Source organism: Rhizobium sp. rho-13.1 (genome assembly GCF_007000305.1).
In the GTDB taxonomy this organism is placed as follows: domain Bacteria; phylum Pseudomonadota; class Alphaproteobacteria; order Rhizobiales; family Rhizobiaceae; genus Rhizobium; species Rhizobium rhododendri.
This window is the reverse complement of the sequence record NZ_SCFL01000009.1, coordinates 83,606-109,729: the sequence shown is the minus strand read 5'-3', so window position 1 is coordinate 109,729 and position 26,124 is coordinate 83,606. Positions and strand designations below refer to the sequence as shown.

Below are 26,124 nucleotides of genomic sequence, written 5' to 3'. Positions count from 1 at the left end.
TCCCGTACTGAACTGAACCGTTGCCAACGCCGCGCCGCATACGCCGTATGTGGCCACAGCTGCGTATCCCCGGGCAAATATTTCAATTCATCTGCGTGAAAATCAGGGTCCGCAGCTCTGACCGCACCGTGTTGTGCAAAAACAAGGATTTCTCTAACAGCCCCCGCAATCATCTTCTTTCGCTCAGCCGTCGCGCGCTTTCTCCTTGGCGACCTGCTGCACAAAATCGAGGAAAGCTCTGACCTTTGCCGGCGGCAGATGGCGCGCTGGATGGTACGCGTAGAGGGGATAATGTTCGTCCGACCAGTCTTTGAGAATTTGTCTTAGTCCGCCGCCTTTCAGCCAGGGATCCAAACCGATCTCCAGGCTCTGAAAGATACCTTGGCCGGCAATGCAGGCGGCGATCGCGGCGGATGGGTCGTCAAAAATTATCCTGCCGACGACTTTTACGCTGACAACTTCACCACCTCGATGAAATTCCCAAGGGAAAGCTCGGCCGGTCTCGGGGTCTCGGAACAGAATAACTTCGTGTCCACCTATCTCCTCCGGCCGGACCGGCTCGCCGAATTTCTCGAGATAGGCGGGGGCCGCGCACGTGATGACGCGGATATCCAGAAGCTTTCTTGCGATGAGTGACCCGGCATTGGTCGATCCAAATCGGACGGCCACATCGAACCCGCTCATCATGTCGTCACGGGCGTTCGTCGTCATAAGATCGATTTTCAGATCCGGATATTTCTCGGTGAACCGCGGAAGCTGGGGCGCTAATACCATCCTTGCAAACCAAGGGTCGATCGATACGCGCAGCCTCCCGCCGACCGCTGCTGCCGATCCCGAGGCGGTCGCAGCCGCTTCTTCCAGGCCCGCCACGAGCGGCACCGCTTGTAGACGAAACAAACGACCCTCTTCGGTCAGCGCGACAGAACGGGGTGTGCGGTCGAAGAGACGCACGCCCATCCTTGTTTCCAGTCGTCCGATTGCTCGGCTGATGCCGGAAGGGGTCACTCCCAATACGTCCGCGGCCTTGGCAAAATTGCCGGCGTCGGCAACTGCCAAGAATACACTTACCCCAGTAAGAAGACGTCCGTCGAAGCTCATGACAAAGCTTTCGCATTCCGGGAAAACGAATAACAGTGATTTTTTGTCATTTTGAATATGACTATTATGATCTTTTAGCATGGCTCGGCTGTTGGTAGGTATTCGCCGTCAGCCTTTCGAAGGCGAGCGGTTTACCAGACCCGCGATCCGTCTGGATTCAAGGTAAACAATCATGAGTGAGATCACGAGAAGAGCGGTGCTGACACGCGGCACCATGGCCGCCGCCGCGGCATGTCTTGGGGCAAGCGCTGTTCAGGCGGCCAGCCAAAGCCCGCGCCTCAAAAATGCGAAGTTTAACTCGATCGATGCCGCGATAGAGAAGGCAGTCAATGACCGCACGGTCGCTGGTGCGGTCGCTATGGCTGCAACGCAGAAGGGAATCGTCTACGAAGGCCTTTTCGGCAAGGCAAACGTGGACACCGGTACCGCAATGCGGCCTGACACGGTCTTTTGGCTTTTGTCGATGACGAAGGCGATCACAGCGACAGCATGCATGCAGCTGGTTGAGCAGGGCCGCCTCAAGCTGGATGATGACGCATCGAAATACCTGCCGCAGCTTGCTGCACCCAAAATTCTGGTAGGTTTTGATGCCAACGGTCAGCCACAGCTGCGTTCCGCCAAGAACTCAATCAAGGTTCATCACCTTCTGACGCATACCTCCGGCTACACCTATGCGAACTGGAGCGATGTGATAGTGCGCTACGAGACCGCCACCGGTTTACCCGATATCGCAACCTGCCAGAACGCCGCCTTCAATGTGCCGCTCGAATTCGAGCCGGGGGAACGATGGCAGTACGGCATCAGCATGGACTGGACTGGTAAGCTGGTCGAAGCTGTCAGCGATCAGTCGTTGGAAGTCTATTTCCGGGAGAACATTTTTGCGCCTCTCGGAATGAAGGATTCGGGATTTCTGATCAGCAGCGAGCAGAAGCGCCGTGTCGCGACATGTTTCAGCAGAGAGACTGATGGCGGCTTGAAAGCAATGCCGTTCGAGATGCCTCAGAGGCCGGAATTTTTCATGGGCGGTGGCGGCGCATACAGCACCCCGCAAGACTACATGATGCTCCTTCAGGCATTGCTCCATGGAGGCAAGTTGAACGGGGTTCAGATCCTCAAGCCTGAGACCGTCGCGATGATGATGCAGAACCAGATCGGGGATCTGAATGTTCGCAAGATGGAGTCGGCCGCACCGGCCTATTCGAACAGCTTCGATCAGTTCCCGTATCAGAAGCACAAATGGGGCTACTCTTTCGACATCAACACTGAGGCTGGGCCACACGGCCGCTCCGCAGGCAGTGCATCCTGGGCTGGGCTACTCAATTGCTACTTCTGGATTGATCCGGTTCGCCGGGTGACTGGGTCCCTCTTTACGCAGCTTCTTCCTTTCTATGACGACCGCGTCGTTGCTCTCTACGGCGACTTCGAACGCGGGCTCTATGACGGGCTCGCTTAATCTCTCCTCTTTCTGAATGGAAAATCAGACATGTACGCAATCACTGGAATCACCGGCAAAGTCGGCGGCGCTCTTGCGCGGACTCTGCTCGCCAACGGCAAAGCCGTCCGTGCGATCGTTCGCGATCAGGCCAAGGGCACTTCGTGGGCCGCTCTCGGCTGCGATGTCGCTCTAGCCGAGATGGGAGACGGAAAGGCGCTTTCGGCGGCCTTTGCCGGCACTGAGGCCGTCTTCATTCTTCCGCCGTCCGAGTTCGACCCTGAGCCTGGCTATCCCGAAGCGCAAAAGGTGATCGACAGTGTCGTCGCCGCTCTAAAGACCGCACGCCCGAAAAAGGTCCTCTGCCTGTCGACGATCGGCGCAGACGCGAAAGAGGACAATCTGCTGTCCCAGCGCACGATGCTGGAAAATGCCCTTAACGAGCTTGACCTGCCTGTCACCTTCCTCCGACCCGCATGGTTCATGGAAAATGCACTTTGGGACTTAGGCACGGCCCGCGACACTGGCATTCTTCACAGCTTCCTGCAGCCCGCGGACAAAAAGTTCCCGATGATCGCAACGAAGGACATCGGCATCCTGGCGGCAGAGCTGATCCAGCAGGATTGGACCGGAAAACGCGTCGTCGAGTTGGAGGCTGCTCAACGGGTATCGCCAGATGACCTCGCGCAAGCCTTCGCAGTGGCGCTCAACAGGCCGGTGAAGGTCGAAATTGTCAACCGCGCAACTTGGGAGGAGCTGTTCCGCTCGCAGGGGATGAAGAACCCGACGCCGCGTATTCGCATGCTCGACGGCTTCAATGAAAGCTGGATCGAGTTCAAGGACAGCGGTCGCCTGGCGGAAAAGGGAAACACCTCGCTGCAGCAGGTCGTGGACGCACTCGTGGCCGGTGACAACACAGACGATCGCGCCTGATCGAACGATTAGGATGCAGGGGGGCGCCCACCTGCATCTCCAGCTTTGTTGTTGTGGAAGGAAAATATCCAATGGACACGATCGAAACGCAAGGTGTGACGATACCTCGTCTTGGCCTCGGAACGTTCCGGATGCCGGGTGCCGGCGCGCAACCGGCGGTGGAAAGCGCGCTTTCGCTCGGATATCGGCATATTGATACCGCGGCAATGTATGAAAATGAGGCGGCGGTCGGTACGGCGATTGCAGGCTCAGGCATTCATCGCCGCGAACTCTTCGTCACGACCAAGGTTTGGCACGATCAACTGGCGCCGGGTGCTTTGCAGCGAGCCTTCGCGACTAGCCTCGAAAAGCTGAAGATGGACTATGTCGATCTTTTTCTCGTGCATTGGCCGTCGGCGGACATGGACATTGCGGCGACCCTGACTGCCATGGGCCGTCTTCGTGAACATGGCTTCGCGAGAGCAATCGGCGTGTGCAATTTCAACATGCCAATGATCCGGCACGTTGTGGAAGACATACAGGTTCCGATCGCGGTTCATCAAATCGAGTACCATCCGTATCTGTCGCAGGCGCCCATGCTTCAGTACCTGCGCGCCAAGGGAATTGCGCTGACCGCTTATGCCCCTTTGGCGCAGGGCCGCGCGGCGAGCGATACGACCCTGCAGTCGATTGGCCGGAAACACAATGTTAGCGCGTCGCAAGTTGCTATCGCCTGGCTCCTTGGCCAGGACGGGGTGATCGCGATCCCGAAGGCTGGACGAACCGAGACCCAAAAGGCCAATCTCGCGGCGGCATCGATCCGGCTGGATGACGAAGACCTCTCTTTGATAGCCTCCCTCCCCAAGGACCAACGCTTCGTCAATCCCCCGTTTGCGTGTGACTGGAATGCCACCGACTGAAGACTGGGCGATTACTCAGGAGCGCTGTCAGGCACGGCAGTGAGCGAGCAGCGTCTCCACCACAGTGATTCGTGATCGCCGCGCCATGGTGGCGGGGCTGTAGCAGGCGCGATGTCCAAAACGTGGTCGCGTTTCGGCGGAGGCTTCACTGGGTCAACTGCAATCCAAGCACTTTCTTACAGCCAATAAGAATCCGATGACGAGAATGAAAGGGATAGCGTCTTGGATACCGATTTCGACGTAGCGCGACCGCTTGGCGTCGTTGAGGACTTCTTCTGGCTCTTCGATCATAGTTGTCCCAAGCATTTCTGTATCGTCGCAGAGATAAAAGGTCGAACTCTCGTGACTGATTGGAAGGCGGCGGCGGATGCATTGCAGGCACGTCATCCAATGCTATTTGTCTCGATCGATTGTACGCGACAGCGAATACCCCATTTCTACAAAGGCTCTCGGCGCCCCATCCCGCTGCGCGTCGCGCCTTCTGGAACAACTTGGGGGAGAGAAGCGGAACGTGAGATCAGTTCGCCGTTTGATCCGACGGAGGGGCCGCTTGCTCGCGGCTTGTCATCAATCTCTTTGCTGCGCGATTTACTTTCGGCAATTTCGGGGCAGCAACTGGATCCCTATGAATTCCCGCCCCCGATCGACTAGAAATTGGATGCTCCTACGCGACCATCATCGGCACCTGGCAAGAAACTCTCGCACACGCTCGCTGTCGGATGCTTGAAACAGCCAGCGGTTACCCGACCGAGTACTCAACACTCTGGTAGCCTTTGAGCTTCGACGTAGTGGTGGAGCCTGACGAGCCACTGGAGAAATGCACGGTTGCGCGTCTAACCTCGTCGGCAACCGCAGGCACAGCAGCCAACACCGCAAGACCAAACATCAGATATCCGATCATTCGCATTGCAAAGCCTTTCCGGGTTGATATTGGCAGAGGGAATTAAAGACTGGATCTGCGGCATTCGCAAAGCCGACGAGACGAGCTATCAACATGACTATAGCCGCACAGGAGGTCGCCTTGGACTTTATGAAACTGCTTAAGTCGCTCGAAGAGCTCCTCTATGAGCTGGTGTCGTGGCTAGTGTTTTACCCGCTCACCATGTGGCGCTCTGTCGTCAGACCCCTCACCATGATGCGTTATGCCGATGCTGAACTCACTGACGAGCCTGCGGATCAGTACGAAGATACACTGAGCCCACCTCTCTTTCTTCTGATCACGCTGCTGCTGTCACAGTGCCTATCAGCCGCCTTTCCGTCCATATATGACACGGCGACTGCAGCCAAGGAGCTGGGCTCGGGATCAAACCTGCTTATCGCCCGCGGCGTGGTCTTCGGGATCTATCCGCTTTGCATGGCAGTCACAGCGCTGCGTCATCAGTCGACAAAGATTACCCGGAACTCACTGCGTCCACCGTTCTTCAGCCAGTGCTATGTCGCAGCGCCCTTTGCGTTCATGATTGGCTTGGCGTTCGACTTCATGTTCATGCCCCACGAACAGGGCCTCACCATCGGGGTCCTGACGATCGCGTCGGCTACACTCTGGTATGCGCAAGCCCAGGTAAGATGGCTTATGCAGGATCTCAAAATCGGAACACTGAGAGCGACGGGTGCTTTCGTTATCGCTTTCGTCTCTGCGAGCGTCGTCGCGCTTGTACTGGCGGTCACAATCGCCCTAGAGGCCAAAAACATAGCAGCTAGCTAAATCTCGATAATCTCTTTGCGCTGTTGGACGCCTTGATGGCATTCGAACCGCAGCCGGATGATAATCAAGTTTCTAAATCATTGATACGACAAGGCTTCTAAACAAATTTACTGCATTTGGATCCATGAATGACTGTGATTTTCGCCGGACCGCTCGACCAGTCAAACAACGCCACCACGATTAACCATCCGCGCGCCAAGACCCCGGCTAATGTAGAGGCTGTCTCGTCGCAAGGGAGCATCACCACATTACGCGCGCGGGCTTCGGAGATTGCTGACACAAACTGTCAACACCACGACATAACGTATCGCTATGTTTCCTCAACGAGACCAATTTCCAATGACCCCAATCGTTATGATCCCTGGCTTGCTGTGCTCCGCAGAGCTTTACGCTCCCCAGATGGCTGCGCTGTGGCCGCTCGGCCCCGTTACGGTAGCATCGACACTATCCGGGACAACCATGCCGGAAATCGCTACAAACATTTTGAGAGACGCGCCGCCGAGCTTTGCACTCGTCGGTCTATCGATGGGCGGATATGTCGCCTTTGAGATCATGCGTCAGGCACCGGAGCGAGTCAGCAAACTGGCATTGCTCGATACGTCTGCTCGGCCGGACACCCAAGAGCAAGTTGCGCAGCGGCGCGGCATGTTAGCTCAAGCTAAAGGTGGCGATTTCGAAGAGCTTTTGAGCCAAGTAATGTCGATACTCTTGCACCCTGCCCATCGAGATGATCAGCATTTGCTGGAGGTCAATATTCGCATGGGCTTAACGGTTGGTGTTGAGGGGTTTGAACAGCAGACAGAGGCAATCATTGGACGCGCCGACAGCCGTCCGCATCTCGCTGATATTACCGTTCCAACCCTCGTTCTTGTTGGCGACTGTGATTCCATCACACCTCCTTTTCTGTCAGAGGAAATTGCAGCGGCCATCCCCGACTCCAGCCTCGTCATCATTCCGAAGTGCGGTCACGGGTCAACGCTTGAACAGCCAGAGGCAGTAAACCGGGCGCTTGTTACATGGTTGGAAGGCGCCTAATCGGAATATCCAGACCGACGTCGTCCGCTTTATCCTTCATGGCTGGAACATTTATTTCTGGGGTCAGCCTGTACCTCCTGTTTCGCCCCCGTTGGATTCCAGAAAGGCAACGAAGATGAGCCTGCCTTATCCAGAACAATCGCAATGCTCCGCTTCGCTCTCGTAACTGCGACGTAGAAGCTGGAAGCGGAATTTGCCTCTAGATAGGCACCAGATGCGATGAACTTAGCGATGGGCGCGGTCGGGACTATCAGGACGCGTTCATATGTCAGTGCTTCACTCCATCCAACCTCTGCATAATCCCTAGAACGATCCCCTCGATTTGATCGGTGTGAAGCTTCGGATGCATTATCTCGTCGCAAGTTACGGTGTTGTAGAACAGCGCCGAAAGGCCGTGTTCTACGATGTGCTTTTGGATTTCTTCTCGAAGAACGTCCAGTGACAGACGATAGACCCCAAAGTCCCGCGCGAGATCACTTTTATAGAATCTGTTGAAGAAGTCTTTGATGTTGTCTCCATCCCTGAGATTCTTCACCCCGATGATGCTCGAATCGATCATGGTCTATCCCCGAATCTTTGCGCCGCACTGTTGCGCGTCATGCCGCCGCTGGATCGGAAGGCGTTAGTTTTTCAGCCATTAGATGCCTCCCACGGATTGATGACAGTCAGGCCGGCGGCCTCGAAAGGGCTGGTGTCGCGGGTGGCGATCATCAGACCATTCGCCTTGGCCGTGGCAGCGATATAGCCGTCTGAATCGCCGATCGCCTTGCCCTTCTTCGCCGCTGCGGCCCGCAGCTCGGCATAAGCCTGGGCGGCGGCTTCATCGAACGGCATGATGCGGCCCCGGAACAAAGGCAGCATCAACCGATCAAGCTTTTCCTGCGCGGCTTGTTTCTTCTTGCCGTCAGGATGCACGGCGATGCCGTAGCGCAATTCCGCGAGTGAGATCGCAGCGACGTAGAGGGTTTCGACGGCCTGCGTATCGATCCATGCGGCCACCCGTGGATCGGGTTGCGACTTGAGCGGCTCGGAAATAACGTTGGTATCGAGCAGGATCATTCAAAGCTCACCGGCGGCGACGGGGTGCGGTCTCGCTCGATCGTCAGATCGAGGCCGCCGACTTCCTGGCCTATTTGTGTGAGCAGGCTGCCGAGTTTGACTCGGCCTTCCGGCTTGGCGGCCTGTTCCAGGATGATGCGAATTTCCGCCTCGGCGCTGCGACCGTGCTGAGCAGCGCGCACCCGAAGCGCCCGATGCACTTCGTCGGGCACGTTTCGGATCGTGATAGATGCCATGGTATTGCACCTCCTTTAACTGCTGCGAATGATATCAGTTCTTATATATGCAAGCAAGGCTGCCCCTCCCTGTCGAGACAAAAAAGCCGGCCGGAGCGGGGCAAATCATTGGGTGATGCCCCGGAACGCCGGGGCGCGGGCACTGTAGCTGGTGGCGGCTGAACTGCTCAAAAACCCAATGACCCGTTTTTTGCACATCTGTCGGCACCGTAAAGTTAAAGGGCTGCGGCCAAGATTGGCAAGTGCCGATTCCTCTCACGCAGCTTGCAGTCGCGCGACCTCACTCCACATTTGCATGGCTGCGGTTCTCAGTTCACGGTGATGGTGGGACGGGATATCGTGGCGTGGAATGTGGAAGAGATTGGCGACCGGGTCATGGATGGAGACGAAACGCTGGAGATGTCGAGCTGACGAAGCCCTTCATGATGCGCTCTCGCCGTCGTGTCGGCTGATGTGAATTCTCCGCCCGGTTGTTCAATCCCTTGTGCGAACGGTGTTCGACGCCGGGCATGATGTCGCGTTTGGCCGCGCCGTAGGATCGGAGTTCGTCGGTGATCATCACACGGGGTGCGTGACCGTGTCCTTTGAGAAGCTTTCGCATGAGACGTTTGGCTGCCTTGGTATTACGGCGGCTCTGCACCAGCACATCGAGAACAAAGCCATCCTGATCAACGGCCCGCCACAGCCAGTGCTTCTTGCCGCCGATGGAGATGACGACTTCATCGAGATACCATTTGTCGCCAAGCTTTCCGGCTGACCGACGCCGGATTTCATTGGCAAAGTGGCGACCGAATTTCTCGACCCAAAGGCGGACTGTCTGGTGCGAGACAATGATCCCGCGCGCCGCCAGTAAGTCTTCGACCATCCGCAGACTGAGCGGAAAACGAAGATAGAGCCAGACGGCCTGGGCAATCACTTCAGCCGGGAACCGGTGGCGGCGATAAATGGGATCACGAACGGCTTGGGTCATGCCGCAAAATCGCACAGGCAAATCGCCGCGCGGTTAACGTTACGACGCCCGGTTGGCGCATGTAGCCTCCTGGCCCACCGGGTAGGCAAAGGCGGTGAAATCGAGATCGTCCTCTACCGCGAAGCTATGGCCATTTTCGGAAAGAAATCGAGCGTCGTGGGCGCTGAGCTGGTCATACGCATACCGTTCTAGGAAAGCTTCGTCAGACCTGAAGTAGGCGCCGGCATCATCTGCGAACAACAAGCCCTCGCCTGCAGCGTGCCGGAATCTCAACGGAAACACCGTCATTTGCCCATCACACCTTCCATGACCCTTGTCCGAAGCGCAAGATTGTCGCTGTAGACCTTTTGCCGATACAAACCGAAATTTAAATCGCGTCGGATCGCGTTAGCATCCTCTGTGGGGCATTCGATCGCTACTTGGTTTGCTTCAACGAAGAAACGGGCCGCCGGATACAGGAACCCGAGACGGACTATTGTGTCTGCCAAAAATTGGAGAAACGAAGTTGGAACATTGATGTCCAGCTTTACGTATTCCTCGCTCCGAACGTCCACGACGTACCCCCAACCCTGACGCTCAATCGCGTCACCACCCTTGGCGGCACACTATCAGGTTGTTGACAGGTTGTTGAGAAATCTTGCCGGACTTCGAGGAAAAGTTCGTGCCGAAACATTTTTTTCAGGCCCGATTGACTCTCTCAGCGGCAGGGAACAAAATAGGAACATATTCCGCGATTGGGATTGTGTCTTACATTTTGGGGAGTGCCGACGTGTCAGCTATTGGTTGCCATGATGATATTGATTTGTTCGAAGAATGCTTGGTGAGAGACTTGGTTGCCGCTTACGGGCGGGATGCGATCGCTGCGCTTCGCGCCGTGATTGAGGACGCCACGTTCGAACAGAACGAGCTTCCGACGGCGCCCGGCATCCTCAGTAGCTTTTTCGCTCAAGGATGGCAGCCCCACTTCCAGCGGGAGGCTTGAAAATGAGACACCGTCGCGGCGTTGAGTTGGCGCCATTTCAACCTGCAATTTTTCGGGAGTTCGATGGCTACGATTTTGACACCATCCGGATCTTGAAGGAATGGGAAGTGCTGGGAGCCAAATGCGGAATATGCGGGAAGACTGTTTGGCTGGACAAAAGCGCATTTATCCAACGCTATGGGAATCAATACCTTAGGTACATGGGTAGCAAGCTTCGGTGTACCTGCGGCAACCGCGAGGGTAACCGTGTGCTGATAGGGAAGCTTGGAAGAGACTGAGATCACTACTTGCGTTTGAACGGATCTGAACCGCGACCCCGTAATTGCCGAGGGGCGTAACGGCTATTTATGGAACTCTTATGGCATGTCGAGAAGTCGCGCAGGTGGCATGCATCTGCCATCTGCATTTATTTCGTAGGAGATCCGCCGCAAGGCAATTCCCTTTGATCGTCACTCAATTAGGATGCTCACCGCATCGCATGATTGACTTCATAGGCTCGACTCCAGCGTTATACTGTTCTTCAAAACCAGTATAACCCGTACTCGGCAGATAATGTGAAATGGTCGCGCGGCGTTGCCCTGCTCACATGGGTAAGTGCCTGATAGGACAGATGTCTGTTTATACGTGTTTGATGAAATATCCCTAAATCGCGCTGAGACTTACTGAATCGGCACAGTCTGCCGTCTGTTCACAGTTTCTCAAAAAGAGCCTTGAGCTCTGAAAAGTCGATTTTTAATCTTAGCGCCATTGGTTTAGCATTAGCCGTCATACCCACCACGTGAACCCAACATCCGTTTCTACTATTTCGGATGGCGCAAATTTGATGAATAGGGATAAAATACGTCTCGACGAGGTCGCCTTTGTAGCCAAACGATTCGACTTCTAGAAGTTCACTCATTGGAAATACCTATCTCCCGGACTCGCACTTTAGCGGTATGAATAACTGAGCCAAGGCATGAGTTAGTTGCCAAATAGATGCCGGTATGCCAAGCCACCAGCACCCGGCGTACTCATCCCGTTGAGTTTATCGGGTCCTTCATAGCAACGCGCCATCAAGGAACTTAAAAAGAAGCTTTCGATCGAAAACCCCAACCTTGTCCAGCATCCAAGCTCCCGCCTTACCTTGACTCCAGGGCTTCCGGTAGGGCCTCGCTGAGGTCAGCGCATCATAGACATCACAAATTGCGGCAATGCGCGCATGCCTGCTTATCTGGTCTTCCATAAGCCCCTTTGGATAGCCGCTTCCATCCAATCGCTCGTGGTGATGTAGACAAACATCCAACACGACATCCGGCATGCTACCATTCCGCTGAAGGAGCTCGTGTCCTATAGCCGGGTGCTGCTGCATCAATTTGAGTTCGCTATCGTCAAGGGCGCCAGCCTTAACAAGAATACCGAGCGGTATTTCGATCTTTCCGATGTCGTGCAGGAGTCCGGCTATGCCGAGGAGATGAACCGTGTTTTCGTCGTATTTCAGATAGCGGGCTAACCGGATCATAAGGCTCGATACGGCAATCGAATGAAGAAATGTCGTGTCGTCCTTGGATTTCAGGCGCGTCATGCTGATCAATAGGTTTGGGTCGTCCGTGATGGATTTCACCAAGATATCGACGATAGGGGCGACTGCTTCAAAAGCGATACCGGAAATTTGTGCTTTGTCAAAAACACCTCTTAGCAGCTCAGTCGTCTGCATGATTGTCGCCTTGCCAGCAGTCGTTCTGCTCTTGGCAAGGCTCCTCTTTGGGGCTTCCTTTTGATGCTCAGTGCGCGAAGCCTGAACGTTTGGCTTCGTTCTGTTAATGGTTGGAGTAATCACTCGCTCGGGAGCCCTCAGCGCGTTGGCATCAATTTCTGCTTCAATCAGAAACCGGTGACCCAAGTTAAGGCCCTTCGTTGAGGGCAACTCGGTGACTTTCATGATCGCTCCTATTATGATCTGATGCGCTGAAGCGACTTTTACTTCACGTTTACTCTCGATATATCAGCAGCGTCGATGCGGAGCCCTAAGCCCCCCGGCATGGCATGCAGGAGGGCCAGTTGCGCCCGGGTTTCCGTACCAATTCGGCAAGTGCGATCTCATAAAACGAATAGCTTTCCGTATCATGTCCCGGTTGGTTAACCGGCGTCATCTTGACGGGAAATGCGATGATGGTCGCCATACCACTGTCGTCCTATGAGGATGGTTAAACGAGCACTATGCGGCGAGTAGGTTCGACGCTTCTGTATTCTCAAACATGCGCTCCAGATTGAGAAAACAGATCATGCCAGCCGGCTGCGTAATGATGCCGTCGGCATACCGCATACCGCTGGAAATGCTAACTTCCGGAACGGGTTGGAGCAGACTTGCCGCGATCGTCAGGATGTCGGAGACGCCGTCTACGATCAACCCCATCGCCATTCCGTGAACTTCCGCAACAACAATGGCACTTCGCTCGTTCGGTTCGGTGCTTTCCATCCCAAGCTTGTTGGCAAAGTCGATGATTGGAATGACTGTCCCGCGCAAGTTCATGACACCGATCACATCGGCGGGAGCATGGGGGATCGGAGTGGCAGGACCCCATCCGCGGATCTCGCGGATGGCTGTCGTGCGGACGCAAAACTCCTGATCGTGCAGTCGGAAGGCGATGATCTCAAGCATCTCGCCTGTGTTGATCGCGCTATAGCCCGAACCGGTCATCAAAACTCCTCCCAGCTTTCCTTGACCGCTGCGTTACCGGAAAATGCTTTGGCGACCTTTCCCGCCAGACGTTTTACCGGAGAGGTGACAGGACGATGCATGTGCCCTGCCGCCATGACCACTGCCGTTTGGCGTAACGCACTGCCAAGCTGGAACTGCGAAATTAGTTCCCGCAATCTGCCACTTTCATTGGCAAGCGACGCGCCCGCAGCGCTGGTTTCCTCGACCATAGCCGCATTCTGCTGAGTCACCTGGTCCATCTGGTTGACGGCAGTGTTGACCTCGCCGAGCCCGACGGACTGTTCCTTTGCCGATGTCGCGATCGAGTTCATGTGCTGATTGACGGTGACGATGTAACCTTCGATCGTCTTAAGCGCCGCGCCCGTGTCGCTGACCAGCTTGACCCCATTTTGGACCTCGGCCGAGGAGCTGCGGATCAACTCCTTGATCTCTTTTGCTGCTTTCGCTGACCTTTGCGCCAATTCGCGCACTTCCTGCGCCACCACAGCAAATCCCTTGCCCGCCTCTCCGGCTCGCGCCGCCTCGACCCCGGCATTCAGCGCCAGGAGGTTAGTCTGGAAGGCGATCTCGTCGATGACGCCGATGATATTGGAAATCTCGTTTGAAGACTGCTCGATCTTCTGCATAGCGTCGACGGCATCGGCAACCACCTTGCCGGATTGGGCCGCACTCTCGTTAGCTCGAACCGCAACACTGCGGGCCTCATCGGCGCGCTTAGAGGAATTCGCAACGTTGACAGTGATCTGGTCGAGAGCAGCGGCAGTTTCTTCAAGGGATGCAGCCTGCTGTTCGGTGCGCTTGGAGAGATCGTCGGCACTGGCGCTGACCTCACGGCTACCATTGTCGATGGCGCCCGTTGCTTCCGCGACGGCCCGCATCGTTTCGGCAAGTTGGCCGACGGCAGAGTTAAAATCTTCACGCAGGGTTTCGAAATCTGCAGCAAACGGTGCGGTCAGCTGGAAGGTCAAGTCACCATCAGCCAAATGCTTCAGGCCTTCACCGAGACCGGATGTCGCCTGTGACATGGCCTCACTGCGAGCCCGGTCGGTTGCCGCCTTTTGCTGGCGCTCTTCCTCGGTCAGGCTTCGTTGCGCATCAGCCTCGTGTTCAAGGCGCAGCGTGGTCACTGCATTGGCGCGGAACACCTCGACAGCGGCTGCCATCTCGCCGACTTCGTCCTTGCGGTCAGTGCCTGGGATAACAAGGTCAGTTTTACCGCCTGCAAGCATCTTCATCGTTACGTTGATACCATTGATGGGTCGTACCAAACCGAGATTGAGAATAAACATTCCGATCACAGCCACGAGCAGCATGGCAGCGCCTCCGCCGAAGATTGCTAACTGCGCAGTGGATGCGGCTGCATCCGCCGTTGCAGCGCGCGTGACCAGAAGGCCAGCTTCATCACCAGCCATCTCTTTGATCTTTGCACGAATACCGTCCATGGATGCCTTGCCTGCACCTGAGATTTCAATCTGGCGAGCTTGCTCATAGGTCGCGGCATTCTTCATCAGCGACAGTTCCGGATTAACGACCTTCTGCGTCCAGGTTTTGACCATCGCGTCGAGTTCGTCGAGGCGTCTTTGCTGAACGGCGTTGTCAGAGGTCAGTGTGCGTATCTGAGACAGACTGTCGAGATAGACGGCAGCGCCAGCCTTTTGTGGATCGAGGAACTTCTCATCACCGGAGATGACATAACCGCGCATCCCCGTTTCTTGGTTTACCATCGCCTCGACGATGTTTTGCAACACGCCAAGAACTTTATAGGTGTGGTCACTCCATCCCGCGGCCTGCTTCTGCGCCGAGAGCGACTGAAGACTAATCGCACTCACCCCAAGGCTGACAATCATCAACGCAACTAGGGTCAGAGCGATCTTACGAAGAATTCTCATATTATTGAAGAAGGCGAGCATTAGCCGAAGTCCCTTAGAGGTCGTCCCGTGAATGCTCAGCCGCAGACGGAACTCTGCTACCCAATGAGACAGGGACTTGACATGGATTTTTTGATGTTTTGGAACGGTTTGCGTCATGCATCCGAAGTGGGGCAAATCAGATGTTGAGGCATACGCGATAGGTTTTTGAGACCTAGCGAACGTTCGTGATCCGACTACCAGTACAAAACAGGAGGAGACAAATTATTTTGCCTGCCCCTGGAAATCGAAGCGCAGCCCCACTGCGACTAAGACAGAATATTGTACAGAGTACATTACTCCATAGTAAGAGTTTGACGAAAAGAAATTAATAATCAATAAAGGCAAATTTGCCGGCTAAAACATTTCTTCAAGAAATACGAAGTCATTCTGATGAATGGGAACGTTAGCGCAGTTACTCGATGTCGGTGCTTACGATAACCTATGCACACTAAACCCTTGGTGCGAATACGGGCAAAGTGTTGAACGTCGAGAACGCGGATGCTTTAACCACCTTCTCTCATCGAAAGGATGCCGCTCTATCTGACGTTGAAGGCGCCGCAGGTGGTATACGTTCCTTCGGAAGATGGCCTGCCTTTGTCAGTCAAGTGCGGCTCAAATCGCCATTCACCACCACACTACCGCGTTTAACCGACTTTGCATGGTACAGCGCGGCATCTGCGGCTTTCAGCGCCGCATCACAATTTGGCGTTCTTTCATCAGCTTGGCTTATGCCGAATGATGCCCCGATCGAAACCTCACAAATCGACAACTTAAACTTCGCTGCGAGCAAGGCTGACAGTCTTTGGCAAGCCTCTCTGGCTTCCTCGGTCGAGATACAGGGCATGAATATCGCGAACTCGTCGCCACCAAGACGGAAAATCCGATCCAAGCCGCGTGTCCCAGATCGGAGCCGCTCGGCCACCACTTGCAGCAACTCATCGCCAGTCGCGTGACCGTGGCGATCGTTTACACCCTTGAAGCCATCCAGATCGAGACATATCACCTGCGTCACACCAGCGCTCGTGCAAGCGACGAACTCCAGATCCAACAAAAATCGATTTGGAAGACCTGTAAGAAAGTCATGGGTCGCGGCATGGCGCATTTGACGTTCGCGTCCCAGAAGGGACTGGGCGGCGGAGTGGGACGTTTTGATCATCAGATACGATCCTATAATTAGGACCAGGCCTACCGTGACAATCAGGGGAGACGACTGCCACAATATATCGGTTGCCGGAGTTGGTGAACGCCATGATATGACTTCGACCTCGCCTTGTGGCCCTACCGCAATTGCAGCCCTCGCCCGGTCCGGCGAGACCTCACCCAGGGGCTCGATGCGTGCGTCGTCCAGATCGAACCGCTCCCCGAAAACGCCCTGCAGCGTGCCCGCTATCGGCATGGCAGTGATCAGAATGGGTCCACGCGGTCCCTTGGGCTTCGACGTCCCGAAGTCCGGTTGAAACAGGCTTGCGGAAAGGAGAACAGATTCGTCGCCGATGACCATGATCCGGCTTACCGCAATCGGTTGAGGAATCCCGGGTTGCTTGTGCTGCTGCTCCCTTATGCGAACGCCTTTCACCAGCTCAGCCGCGTCCTTTGCGATCGACGATGGCCCCCTGACAAAATACGACAGACCCTGCACGGTCTCATCCGTCTTAGAATAGATGATCTTATCGGTGGCATCTAGCACGATGACCGCACGTGTACGCGATGTACCGATCAAAGATGCGCCAATGTTGCGGTCAGTCCATGAGCGATCGAACACATTGTCGAGATTGGCGATTGCCTCGTCCCAGACCGTCCAGGCAGTCAGGGAAAATTCAACCTCGCTGATCCAGATAGAGACGTTCCGTTCGACCAACATTTCCTGCCGTCGCCGGGTCTCCGCATCTAGCCGCCCTACTCCGAAATAGGAAATGGCGGCCATACCGGCGATAAGGACAGCCATGCCGAGAATAGTCGGGCCAACCAGTTTGAAACGAACGAAACGCATACGAGGCCGTATCGATAAGGGATCGCTCACCCAAGAGCTAGGACTTGATAGCCGGCAGTCCTTTCAATCTAGTTATCTCAAACACGAAAGTTTGTCGGACTTCTACCAAAGCCTGTGGCCCTGAAGGGAACTGAGCTGCCGACCTTGTATTTTTAAGCACACGGCTGCTTTAGTTTGTGTTGATTTCACAAGTACACTTGTGCTCGGGCGCCATTCATAGGTCACACTGGCAGCCAATAGTGCCTGTATGACCTTGGATTGAGGCCTATTGTTAGCCCGCCAGCAGTACCGGCAGCAATTCGTCGAGGCGCTCCATGGTCGAAGCCATGCCATCTTTCATGCCCATGTCGATAACCGTCTGGAGAGCCTCTGACGAGGCGTACTGAACAACGGTTGTGACCAGCGTGCGCTGGCTGGCGCCAGCAAACCTGACGTCCCAATGCGATCCCGGCATGTCTGGGTTTACGGCGCCGGTCTCGTCGCAGAAGCCATCCAGGGCCGTGTAGCCGTCGATTGGCGTGATTGTCTTATAGTCCAAGCGGTTCCAGAATTTCTGGTTGTCAGGGGTAATCATGGCATAGTGCCAGTATCCACCCTCGCGGAAGTCCATGTGCTTCGTTTCTGTGGTCAAAGGCTTCGGCGCAAACCAGCGGTCGAGCAGTTCGCGTTTGGTGTGGCAGTCCCACACGAGCAGGTGGGGAGCATCGAACTCCCGTACCACCTTAATCACGTTGCTGGTCATGTCGGCGGAAAATTCAAAGCGTAAATCAGACGTCATTCTTGTCTCCTTTCAATGTTAGCAATAGATTGTCTAGGTTTTCGTACCGGCTTTCCCATTGCGCCCGTATGTCATCGAACCAGCGTTCGGCCGCGACGAAGTTCCCGCTTTCGAGACTGCAGGTCCGGATGCGCCCCTGTTTGCGCGAGACAATCAGATGCGACTCCTCCAGCACCGCAATATGTTTGACGAACGACGGCAGCGCCATGTCGAACGGCTCCGCCAATTCGCTCACCGTTGCCGGGCCTTTGGTCAGACGCTGGATGACCGCCCTGCGGGTGGGATCCGCAAGTGCGTGGAAGACCGAGTTGAGAGCCATAGTTTGGTTAGCCATAAAGCTAACTATGCGCGAATAAGATACTTAGGTCAATGGCTAAGTTTTGGTCAGTATAAAATTGATTGATGACGGGGATGGCTTTCGGACGCGGGACGGTCGCGTGTATGACCAATGGCCTCCAGAAGGCCTGCAAGAGAGAATAGCCGGCTTTTACCGCAAGGCCGAAATCTGTCCCAATGAAATAAGTTAGTTGCAGTTTAAGGTGAACGCCTTGAAAGGATCGGAACCTTTGACCACTCACGCATCAAACGTTTTTCAAACGAAATCAATGAATTGTACCGTAACGCCCATTTATGGAACCCTAACGGACTAACTGCCTGCCTTTCCGGGCGGACACCGACGCTGATCCTCTTCCCTCTATATTGTCCCGCACCCGCCATGGCGAAATCCGATGTGGCACCGCAATCCAACTTCAGACGAAGAATCTCTTAACCGGTAGCTGTTTAATCGGATAGGCTGCGCACCCGCGCAGCCCAACGAGGTTTGCAGGAAGGATCGTGATGATGGCCTGACAGTCGAGCGGCGGTTGGAAAGCCAGGTTAAAAAATGGCACTGGTTGCCGAAGTGTTTATTGGGGCTCTGAACGTGCGGATGTCATCATTGGCAATGAGGCTCCTCATGAGACCGTATACGTTGACGCTGACTGATCAGCAAATCGTACAATCCTCATGCAAGCGGGACGGGCCATACGTTTTCTAAGGCCCCGGTAAAGTAGCTTGACAGGTTCGACGCCTTCACACCATTATTCTTTTCCAGCCATGCCACCAGGTCGGGCATGGTTACGTCCCGTTTCGCCTTTACGTTGATGATAATAGCATCCTACTAAGGGCCCAATTTGCCACTGCCGCTGGGTTGCCCGACGCGTTGCGCCCTGCGTTATCGCATTAACGTTCCGCTGGCGAAGATCCAAAGAGTAGGTGCGTGACATGGCAAGTCCTCCTGCCATGTTGAATTATAAATCGAAGCCAAGGGAAATCGCCGGATTCAAAAAGGCCGCGCGACGCTCTAGTCATGGGATCCATCCTCATCTTCGGATGCCAAATCAGACACCGCGAGCGAGCGAATGAGTGCGAGTAGTGCGGTCCGCTGCTTTCCCGGAATAGTATCGAACAGTTTCATCGCCTTTATTGCAGTGCTGGATTGGTCCTTGGCACGGGGGGTAGTCACAGCACCCAAGTCGACGTCTTCGACACCGTAGAACAGGTGCACGATGGGGCAGCCAAACAGGCGACAGGTCATCACAATTTTGCTTGCACTGATCCGGTTCGCCCCTTTTTCGTATTTTTGAACCTGCTGAAACGCTACGCCGAGATGCTCCGCCAAGGTTTCCTGAGAGATGCCTAGGCGGACGCGTAGGAAGCGCATATTTGCGCCCACCTGCAGATCGATGGCATTGGGGACTTTGGTCATAGCGGTCGTCCTAATCTTGATGGAAGGTGATGGGTATCTACTACACTCTGTTCCGCAAAACTTCATCGATGTTGGGGACGCGATACCAATTTCATCACTTGCCAGCCGCTTCTCCCGGTCCCTTTCGGTTCACGTGAGTTGCACGGCCGCATCCCACGCCTGGCACCAAATCAAACTGCCGAAACAGCGATGGGAGGCCGTTTTAAAAAGAATACTGCGCGTCGACTGCGGGTGGAGTGACTGACATAGGATGTGGCATAAACAGCTAAGACAGAAAACCCGACTGCGGGTGTGCTAGCGCTTTCAGCAGTTGTGTCATGGAGTAACCCGAGACGATTGAGGCGAAGCCGACGCTACATCGAAGCGACGTACTGGAAGGCAATATCAGGATTCTGCTCCCTAGCCGCAGCTACTCACGTACGATCGTCTTAATGATTCTCGTGAGCACCTTGAAAGATTCGTCGGCGTCTCTGAGAGTGGCCGCTGGGGCAAAAGGATGATCAATTATAGGTCTAAGTGTCGTCGCGACTTTAGAAGCCGATTGTTTGAGGCTTTCAACTGGCGTGTCCGAATTCTCGATTTCGACCGCGACCGCGTACATGGCGCGGTAGCTGCGAACTGCCCGACAGCGGTGAAGTATATGGGAGATGTTGCTCTCGAGAGGAACGGCATCGGCTGGACGATTGGAAACCCGGAGCCGCCCCTGACGGGCAGCGCCTGGCGTAATTATCTTGCGGCTCGCAATCCAGCAGATGGCGCCGTGAGTTGACAGACAACACCAGTCACTTTGTAATCAACATGGACATCAGCCGCCATTTCGATCGCCAGGATCTGCTGTATCATCCTTGATCCAAACCCTTTTCGCTCGGGCGGCCGAACCGGTGGGCCATCATGCTCGGACCAGGTGAACCGGAACTCAGGGTCGGGAGCGCCGGTCTCAGAGCCAGAAGACCAAGTGATCCTGATACGGCCGGAGGGCTCGCGCAAGGCCCCGTACTTGACGGCATTGGTGCACATCTCGTGCAGGGCCATCCCAAGCGCCAAGGCCGCTTTGGAGTGAATCGTCAGATCCGGCCCCAAGACGCTGAACTGAGACGCCTCCGGATTATCGAAGGGTGTGACGGCTGCCGCCACGAGTTCGGCAAGACTGGCAGCTTGCCAGTCGTCCTTCATCAGCAACTGATGGGCTCCGCTCATCGCGGTCAGTCGTTTGCTGAAAATTTCAAGCGCTTCGTCCGTGCGCTCGTGGTCCCGGAAGGTCTGCCGAGCAACCGCCTGGACAGTCGTCAAAAGGTTTTTGACGCGGTGGTCGAGTTCGCCAACCAGCAATTCCCGCTGCTTCTCGGAGCGCCGCCGCTCCTGGCGGGCGGCAACAAGCTCATCCATGAACCGGTCGATCGCCGAGCCAACCACCCCGAACTCGCCATCCCGTTCGTCCATGCCGGTGCGCGCTCCCACATCATCCTTCTGCCAGGCCTTGATGGTTGTGACCAACCGGCTAACCGGCCGACGCACGAGTTGGGTGCTTGTGAACCAGGCTAGAAAATAGGCTGCAATGACACCCAGGAAAACGATCGCCAGACTGATGTAGGTCGAGCGGTTCAGGTCGGCATAGAAGTCAGCGGTAGAGATGCCGGCACTGACATAAAGGCCTGCCGCATTACTTGCAGGCGGATAATAGCCAAGGATGCGGTTTGTCCCGTCCTGGCTGCTGACTTCCAGTGTGCCGGGAGCAAAAGCGCTGACTAGCCCCAGGTATGCGCTAGGGATTAGAGTGCCGACAAACCTGTCGGGGAACGGTTCCCGCGCCAGGATGACGCCGTTGCGATCCGCGACGGTCAGTGCGTTGTTACGACCAAAATCGCGCTCTTTCAGGCGTGCCGCCAGCCAATTCAGATCCAGCGCCCCGACCACGATGCCGGAGATGCCTCCCGTGTCAGCCGTGATCGGCAATGCCAAAGGCAGAACGTTGGTGCCGGAGACCCTACCCTTGGTGAATTCGCCAACAACGAAGGTGCCTTTGCTCATGGCTTCGCGAAAATAAGGCCTGTCGCCAATTGTGATGCCCAAGCCCTTCCCGTCCTGAATACAGCGCACGGTGCCACCACTATCGACCACACCGAGGCTGGCAAACTGCGGCAGGCTCTTGCCCAAGCGCTGCAAATAAGTGTTGCAGCCATCGACGTTGAATACCTGAACCACCGGAGCAGCTGCCAGGGTGGCCATCACGTTCTGCAAGCCATCGATGATCCGCGTTATTTCCAACGAAGCCAGTTCACCCGAGCGCAGGGCCTCAACCTGAATTTCGCGCTCCTTTACTATGCGGGTAGACGCAACATTGTAGAAAAGGATCGCCATCGCCGGGGCCAGGGCCAGCGACGTCAATAGGAATAGGCGGCGAGATAGCCGAGCCTTAGCGATGTTCCCGTCCTCCCCTGAAGTAGCCAGGTCTTGTCATCCGCATTTACACGGGACAAACTCTTAAACAAGAGGAAAAACTTCCCGAAGTCAGCGCCATGGCAACGATAACGGAGGGCCCTCTCACAGGCCGTACGAAGTTTGCAGTATTTGCCGGAGCCCGTGAGGCGTGTCTTCGAGAACCAGAAAGCTAGTAACGGGCGAGCGAGTGACCATCGCTATGTTACTCATGGCAACCACGCTTAAAATGAATATACAGAAATCGCTTCGATGACCGAGAAGATGGCAAGAGACGAGATATTTGATCTATCGGCCGCTCTTAAGGATGCGAGCGCAAGGCTGACACACTATACACCGAGGTCTTCGCTCGCTGACTGGCTAAGATGGAGGCTGTTGTCCGGAAAATTATTGCCGCCGTTCAAAGGATGGAGGGAGACACGGAGCTCCCGCCAGGTGGAAAGCTGCACTCGCTAGACCATAGACGAGACCGCAGGCGGATGGGTCGGGCGCTCGGCTGCCGTTTCGTTGGCTACGGGAAGAAACTGGAAAAATCCCCGTATTCACCATCCCCATCGTGCCCAGTTGACACGCTTGCGATCTCGAATAGACAATGAGTTTTGAATTCCACTGTTCCGCCAAATGTTTTCTGTCCGCTGGCGTGCAGAACGACCTGAGCACGGACGGGAGAGTGACAGCACGGCAGTTCGCTCCCTACGCGGAATGACATCGAGCAACGGGCGTGCTTTCATAGAAGCACGGGACGGCGGGGCGACATAAGAAAGTAGGCAAGGTTGGTCAGTGAGTGGCGACCAGGATGTTCAATAGCGTACCAGCGCTGTGGTGAGTTCGTCTCGTTGAGATAGGAAGCGATGTTTCGAGGAGCAAGATTCGATGCCCGACCCCAACGCCTTAATGTTCACTCTCGATCCCGCGCCGAAGGTTATTACCTTCGATTGCTATGGCACGCTCGTGCAGTGGTACGAAGTACTTCTGCGCGAGATCGGTGCAATACTGACAGCGCATGATGCGGGCGGCGCCAGCGCAACCAAAATTCTCGAAAGCTTCTCCGCGCAAGGGCAACGGCTGACGGCGGAGAGGCCGCACCGGCTTTACAAGGATGTTTTGCGCCTCGGCTTCGCTGCAGCATTCGCCGAACATGGCCTGACGCCGACCGCAGCCGAAATCGATCGCATTGCGTCGTCACCGATGGTGATGGGTCCGCACCCCGAGGTTCCGAATGTCCTGCGTCGACTGCGCGAGCGCTATAAGCTCGCGATCTTCACGAACTCTGACGACGATCTCATCGCGCCCACCGTTGCGCGCATCGGCGTACCCTTCGACTACGTCATCACCGCGGAACAGGCGCAAGCGTACAAGCCGTCGCGCCAGTTGTTCGAGTATGCCTACCGCGAGATGGGCGTGACGCCAAGCGAGACGGTGCATGTGGCGATGGGAATGTACTGGGATATGAAGGCGCGACACGAATTGGGTCTGCGCGGCATCTGGGTGAACCGGCGGCGGGAGGTAGGCAATTCAGATTGGCGGCCCTATGCAGAGGTCTCAGATTTGAACGGGGTGGCCGCATTGCTCTTGCCAGCATGACGCTGCCCGGCGTGGAAGATCTTCCGTCTGGCGTAGATGGGGAGCCTTGGCCCTCGGCTAGCGGCGTCCGGGCTCAGGGGCATGGTGCTTGACGATATCATTCCGCAGAGCGAGCTCTTCGCCGGCAGGCTCTACAGGTCACGTGAAGACTTTTCGCTTTCAGGTGACCCGATCCTCAGGGGGGTATCTGATCGAACAACCGCAGTGCTCGTGGCAGGTTCCCTGTTTTTGCCATTTATGGAAGCCAAATACTACCGTTCAGTTCAATAACAGCTGAGGCGGAAGAGATGATAGACGAGGCCTACCATCAGAGTAAAAACAGAATCTCAGATCCAAATGATGCACTGAGCGACATCCGTCGCTCTTGGTCAGCCCTCAGCCTCTACGAGCGTTTCGAGCAACTGGTAATCGTTGCGTTGACAGCCCTGATCAGCCTCGTGGTCATCGCTGCATTGGCGGGGTTGTCGATCCGGGTTTTCCAGTTAGTTGCGCAGGGCATTATCGACCCGGCCGATCACAGCGTTTTCCAGACCGTCTTCGGCATGATCTTTACGGTGTTGATCGCGCTAGAATTTAATCACTCGATCATCAGCGTCCTCAAGCGCCATGAACACATCGTCCAGGCCCGCGCCGTGGTACTCATCGCCCTACTGGCGCTGGGAAGGAAGTTTATAATTCTGGATGCCTCGGCCACGGAACCGCTGACAATCCTGGGCCTGGCCGTCGCGATACTATCGCTTGGTGCGGTCTACTGGCTGGTGCGCGACCAAGACCGGAAGGATGCCTTGGAAGAGCGTTGCCGACCAAGTTCACGATAAGATCGTCGACCGTAGCAGGCAGACGGCGGCAACGAACAATTTTGGATCTGATCCTGTTGAACGGTAACCAAACTGTCGAATTCGGGTTCCGTGCGCTTTACGAGGAAATTCGATGTTGCGATCGAGCCCGCTCTTCCTAATTGCTGTGCCGGCGGTGACCCTGAGCGGTCTGGTCGTCATAAATCCTTCCGGCCGGAACTTGGGCAACCGAGTGGCTTCAGACACGTTCGGCAATGAGTCGCCTGATCTTGATCGCGAACGCAACACCTCGTTATTTTGATGCACGGCCTGGGTGGTGCAAGCTCGCTTCTAATGCAGGTAGCTGGGCATTGGCGGCAGGCTTTGCCTTCGACGTAGGTTGTGTTGCGCCGATTGCACCGTTTCCTTCAGCTCACGTCGCGGGACCATGAATGGTAGTGATTTCGTTTCATCACCCTTTCCTCCCGCTTTAAGGGGAATTGCGCTGTCTGAGATAGGAGTGCGCCATTTAGAAAAAAGTATTGCGGTACCGGTTGGCAACCTCTTGAACAGCCAAATTGCTGAAACTAAATCGTAGTCATCCGAGGCCCCATCGGGTCCGGTGCCGTCGCACGATGGGTTATATCCGCGACACAAATCGAAACTTGTACCCATGTTGCTTCAATGGAGGATGTGGCTATGAGAAACACTACTTTCGACTATGCACCTGTGCTTCGGTCGAGCATTGGTTTCGACCGGATATTGGATGCGCTCGGCGCAGCAAGCCGCGCCGAGACGATCGACAACTGGCCTCCCTACGACATTGCCAAGACTGGCGAGGACGACTACCGCATCAACATGGCGGTGGCCGGCTTCTCGCAGGACGAAATCGACATCACCCAGGAGCAAAACATGCTCGTGGTGTTGGGGCAGAAGGCGAGTGAGGATGACAGCCAGTATATGCATCGCGCCCTTGCCGGACGCGACTTCAGGCGCCGCATCGAGCTCGCCGATCACGTCAAGGTCATGGGTGCCAACCTGATAAACGGTATGCTGGCCATCGATCTCAAGCGCGAAATCCCTGAAGCAAAGAAGCCGCGCCGGATCGAGATCAGCTCCGCGATTGCGCGGCCCAAAGGCGAGACGAAGCAGATCGAGGCCGAGAAGCAGGCGGCATAGGCTCCCACAATAGCCTAGCTTGCAGAAACGTGCTGGGCATTGCCCGGCGCCACAGCACCGCTTTACCAAGTGAACCAAGAGAAAGGAGAAAAACCATGAGTGTTCGTGATCTGATTCCCTGGCGCCGCAACGACGGCAACCAGGCTCCCAGTCTCCTGCGAAATGACGAACGCGATCCGTTCCTGTCGCTTCACCGCGAGGTGAACCGCTTGTTTGATGACGCGTTCCGTGGCTTCGGCTCTGGCCTGCCATCCCTCGGCAACGGCGCCGCGTTCGGCATCGGCTGGCCAAGCGTCGAGATCTCCGACACTGAGAAGGAGATCAAGGTGACCGCCGAAGTGCCGGGCCTTGAAGAAAAGGACATAGAAGTCTTGCTCAACGACGGCGTGCTGACGCTGAAGGGCGAGAAGCGCTCCGAGAGCGAGGACAAGGATCGTCAGTTCTCCGAGCGCTACTACGGCCGTTTTGAGCGCCGCATTCCGGTCGGCGTCGAGGTCGATGAAGACAAGGTCGATGCCAGCTTTAGGAACGGCGTTTTGACCGTGACCTTGCCGAAGACTGAGACGGCGCAGACGCAGGTCAAGCGGATCGCCATCAAGAGCTAACCGGACCAACCAGCCCGGCGGTCAGCCTTATTGGGGGCCGCCGGCATCCTTCGCCAACAGGGAGGGATAGAT

General features: G+C 55.7%; 25 protein-coding genes and 1 pseudogene. 11 read left to right on the top strand and 15 right to left on the bottom strand.

Annotated features, from left to right (window positions below; genetic code table 11):
* Nucleotides 1-183: 183 nt before the first annotated feature.
* Nucleotides 184-1,179 carry a LysR family transcriptional regulator gene (locus EQW76_RS19775; RefSeq protein WP_307877507.1) on the bottom strand — a complete coding sequence of 332 codons (996 nt, stop codon included), beginning with the start codon at nt 1,177-1,179 and terminating at the stop codon, nt 184-186.
* Between the two features lie 91 nt (nt 1,180-1,270).
* Between EQW76_RS19775 and EQW76_RS19770 the strand changes: the two genes are divergently transcribed.
* The 6 genes from EQW76_RS19770 (at nt 1,271) to EQW76_RS19745 (ending at nt 7,102) form a co-directional block, all read left to right on the top strand.
* Nucleotides 1,271-2,551 (top strand): serine hydrolase domain-containing protein, encoded by a 1,281-nt coding sequence (locus EQW76_RS19770; RefSeq protein ID WP_143123091.1) that lies wholly within the window; start codon nt 1,271-1,273, stop codon nt 2,549-2,551.
* 30 nt (nt 2,552-2,581) lie between these two features.
* A complete protein-coding gene (locus EQW76_RS19765; protein WP_142831600.1) occupies nt 2,582-3,463 on the top strand; it encodes an NmrA family NAD(P)-binding protein in 882 nt (293 codons plus the stop codon).
* A gap of 71 nt (nt 3,464-3,534) precedes the next feature.
* Nucleotides 3,535-4,362 (top strand): aldo/keto reductase, encoded by an 828-nt coding sequence (locus EQW76_RS19760; RefSeq protein ID WP_142831601.1) that lies wholly within the window; start codon nt 3,535-3,537, stop codon nt 4,360-4,362.
* Nucleotides 4,363-4,584: 222 nt separating this feature from the next.
* Complete coding sequence (locus EQW76_RS19755) at nt 4,585-5,013, top strand: hypothetical protein (RefSeq protein ID WP_142831602.1); 429 nt, start codon at nt 4,585-4,587, stop codon at nt 5,011-5,013.
* A 379-nt stretch (nt 5,014-5,392) separates the two neighbouring features.
* Entirely contained in the window at nt 5,393-6,067 is a 675-nt protein-coding gene (locus tag EQW76_RS19750) for a permease (protein ID WP_244615504.1), read from the top strand.
* A gap of 459 nt (nt 6,068-6,526) precedes the next feature.
* Nucleotides 6,527-7,102 (top strand): alpha/beta fold hydrolase, encoded by a 576-nt coding sequence (locus EQW76_RS19745; RefSeq protein WP_244615501.1) that lies wholly within the window; start codon nt 6,527-6,529, stop codon nt 7,100-7,102.
* A 268-nt stretch (nt 7,103-7,370) separates the two neighbouring features.
* On the opposite strand, the gene EQW76_RS19740 is transcribed toward EQW76_RS19745, so the two are convergent.
* From EQW76_RS19740 to EQW76_RS19720, 5 genes and pseudogenes are all read right to left on the bottom strand, one after another.
* Nucleotides 7,371-7,661, bottom strand: coding sequence for a hypothetical protein (locus EQW76_RS19740; protein WP_142831605.1), 291 nt, complete (start codon nt 7,659-7,661; stop codon nt 7,371-7,373).
* A 71-nt stretch (nt 7,662-7,732) separates the two neighbouring features.
* Nucleotides 7,733-8,161: a type II toxin-antitoxin system VapC family toxin gene (locus EQW76_RS19735; protein ID WP_142831606.1), complete on the bottom strand. Its 429-nt coding sequence runs from the start codon at nt 8,159-8,161 to the stop codon at nt 7,733-7,735.
* Nucleotides 8,158-8,397 carry an Arc family DNA-binding protein gene (locus tag EQW76_RS19730; protein WP_142831607.1) on the bottom strand — a complete coding sequence of 80 codons (240 nt, stop codon included), beginning with the start codon at nt 8,395-8,397 and terminating at the stop codon, nt 8,158-8,160. Before EQW76_RS19730 ends, EQW76_RS19735 begins: the two co-directional genes overlap by 4 nt.
* Before the next feature lie 255 nt (nt 8,398-8,652).
* Nucleotides 8,653-9,367 (bottom strand): annotated as a pseudogene (locus EQW76_RS19725) (IS6 family transposase).
* Between the two features lie 39 nt (nt 9,368-9,406).
* Complete coding sequence (locus EQW76_RS19720; protein ID WP_142831608.1) at nt 9,407-9,655, bottom strand: hypothetical protein; 249 nt, start codon at nt 9,653-9,655, stop codon at nt 9,407-9,409.
* 349 nt (nt 9,656-10,004) lie between these two features.
* Between EQW76_RS19720 and EQW76_RS19715 the strand changes: the two genes are divergently transcribed.
* The gene (locus EQW76_RS19715; protein ID WP_142831609.1) at nt 10,005-10,349 is read left to right on the top strand and encodes a hypothetical protein; all 345 of its coding nucleotides are present in this window, start codon (nt 10,005-10,007) and stop codon (nt 10,347-10,349) included.
* Between the two features lie 688 nt (nt 10,350-11,037).
* Here the strand turns inward: EQW76_RS19715 and EQW76_RS19710 are convergent.
* The 9 genes from EQW76_RS19710 to EQW76_RS19670 all read right to left on the bottom strand — a co-directional run bounded on the left by EQW76_RS19710 (nt 11,038) and on the right by EQW76_RS19670 (nt 21,830).
* Nucleotides 11,038-11,247 carry a hypothetical protein gene (locus EQW76_RS19710; RefSeq protein ID WP_142831610.1) on the bottom strand — a complete coding sequence of 70 codons (210 nt, stop codon included), beginning with the start codon at nt 11,245-11,247 and terminating at the stop codon, nt 11,038-11,040.
* A gap of 138 nt (nt 11,248-11,385) precedes the next feature.
* A complete protein-coding gene (locus tag EQW76_RS19705; RefSeq protein ID WP_142831611.1) occupies nt 11,386-12,267 on the bottom strand; it encodes an HD-GYP domain-containing protein in 882 nt (293 codons plus the stop codon).
* A gap of 276 nt (nt 12,268-12,543) precedes the next feature.
* The gene (locus tag EQW76_RS19700; protein ID WP_142831612.1) at nt 12,544-13,026 is read right to left on the bottom strand and encodes a chemotaxis protein CheW; all 483 of its coding nucleotides are present in this window, start codon (nt 13,024-13,026) and stop codon (nt 12,544-12,546) included.
* Nucleotides 13,026-14,957, bottom strand: coding sequence for a methyl-accepting chemotaxis protein (locus EQW76_RS19695; RefSeq protein WP_142831613.1), 1,932 nt, complete (start codon nt 14,955-14,957; stop codon nt 13,026-13,028). The genes EQW76_RS19700 and EQW76_RS19695 overlap by 1 nt, the downstream gene beginning before the upstream one ends.
* Before the next feature lie 601 nt (nt 14,958-15,558).
* Entirely contained in the window at nt 15,559-16,947 is a 1,389-nt protein-coding gene (locus EQW76_RS19690; RefSeq protein WP_142831614.1) for a diguanylate cyclase, read from the bottom strand.
* 271 nt (nt 16,948-17,218) lie between these two features.
* On the bottom strand, nt 17,219-17,725 hold the full coding sequence (locus EQW76_RS19685; RefSeq protein ID WP_142831615.1) for an SRPBCC domain-containing protein: 507 nt from the start codon (nt 17,723-17,725) through the stop codon (nt 17,219-17,221).
* The gene (locus EQW76_RS19680; protein WP_142831616.1) at nt 17,715-18,059 is read right to left on the bottom strand and encodes a metalloregulator ArsR/SmtB family transcription factor; all 345 of its coding nucleotides are present in this window, start codon (nt 18,057-18,059) and stop codon (nt 17,715-17,717) included. The genes EQW76_RS19685 and EQW76_RS19680 overlap by 11 nt, the downstream gene beginning before the upstream one ends.
* A gap of 1,008 nt (nt 18,060-19,067) precedes the next feature.
* The gene (locus tag EQW76_RS19675) at nt 19,068-19,472 is read right to left on the bottom strand and encodes a helix-turn-helix domain-containing protein (protein WP_142831617.1); all 405 of its coding nucleotides are present in this window, start codon (nt 19,470-19,472) and stop codon (nt 19,068-19,070) included.
* Nucleotides 19,473-20,198: 726 nt separating this feature from the next.
* Entirely contained in the window at nt 20,199-21,830 is a 1,632-nt protein-coding gene (locus tag EQW76_RS19670; RefSeq protein WP_142831618.1) for an HWE histidine kinase domain-containing protein, read from the bottom strand.
* A gap of 951 nt (nt 21,831-22,781) precedes the next feature.
* Between EQW76_RS19670 and EQW76_RS19665 the strand changes: the two genes are divergently transcribed.
* The 4 genes from EQW76_RS19665 (at nt 22,782) to EQW76_RS19650 (ending at nt 26,052) form a co-directional block, all read left to right on the top strand.
* The gene (locus EQW76_RS19665; protein WP_142831619.1) at nt 22,782-23,492 is read left to right on the top strand and encodes a haloacid dehalogenase type II; all 711 of its coding nucleotides are present in this window, start codon (nt 22,782-22,784) and stop codon (nt 23,490-23,492) included.
* A 287-nt stretch (nt 23,493-23,779) separates the two neighbouring features.
* A complete protein-coding gene (locus EQW76_RS19660) occupies nt 23,780-24,310 on the top strand; it encodes a phosphate-starvation-inducible PsiE family protein (protein ID WP_142831620.1) in 531 nt (176 codons plus the stop codon).
* A gap of 657 nt (nt 24,311-24,967) precedes the next feature.
* Nucleotides 24,968-25,447, top strand: coding sequence for an Hsp20 family protein (locus EQW76_RS19655; protein WP_143123090.1), 480 nt, complete (start codon nt 24,968-24,970; stop codon nt 25,445-25,447).
* A gap of 95 nt (nt 25,448-25,542) precedes the next feature.
* The gene (locus EQW76_RS19650; RefSeq protein WP_143123089.1) at nt 25,543-26,052 is read left to right on the top strand and encodes an Hsp20/alpha crystallin family protein; all 510 of its coding nucleotides are present in this window, start codon (nt 25,543-25,545) and stop codon (nt 26,050-26,052) included.
* The last annotated feature ends 72 nt before the right edge of the window (nt 26,053-26,124 follow it).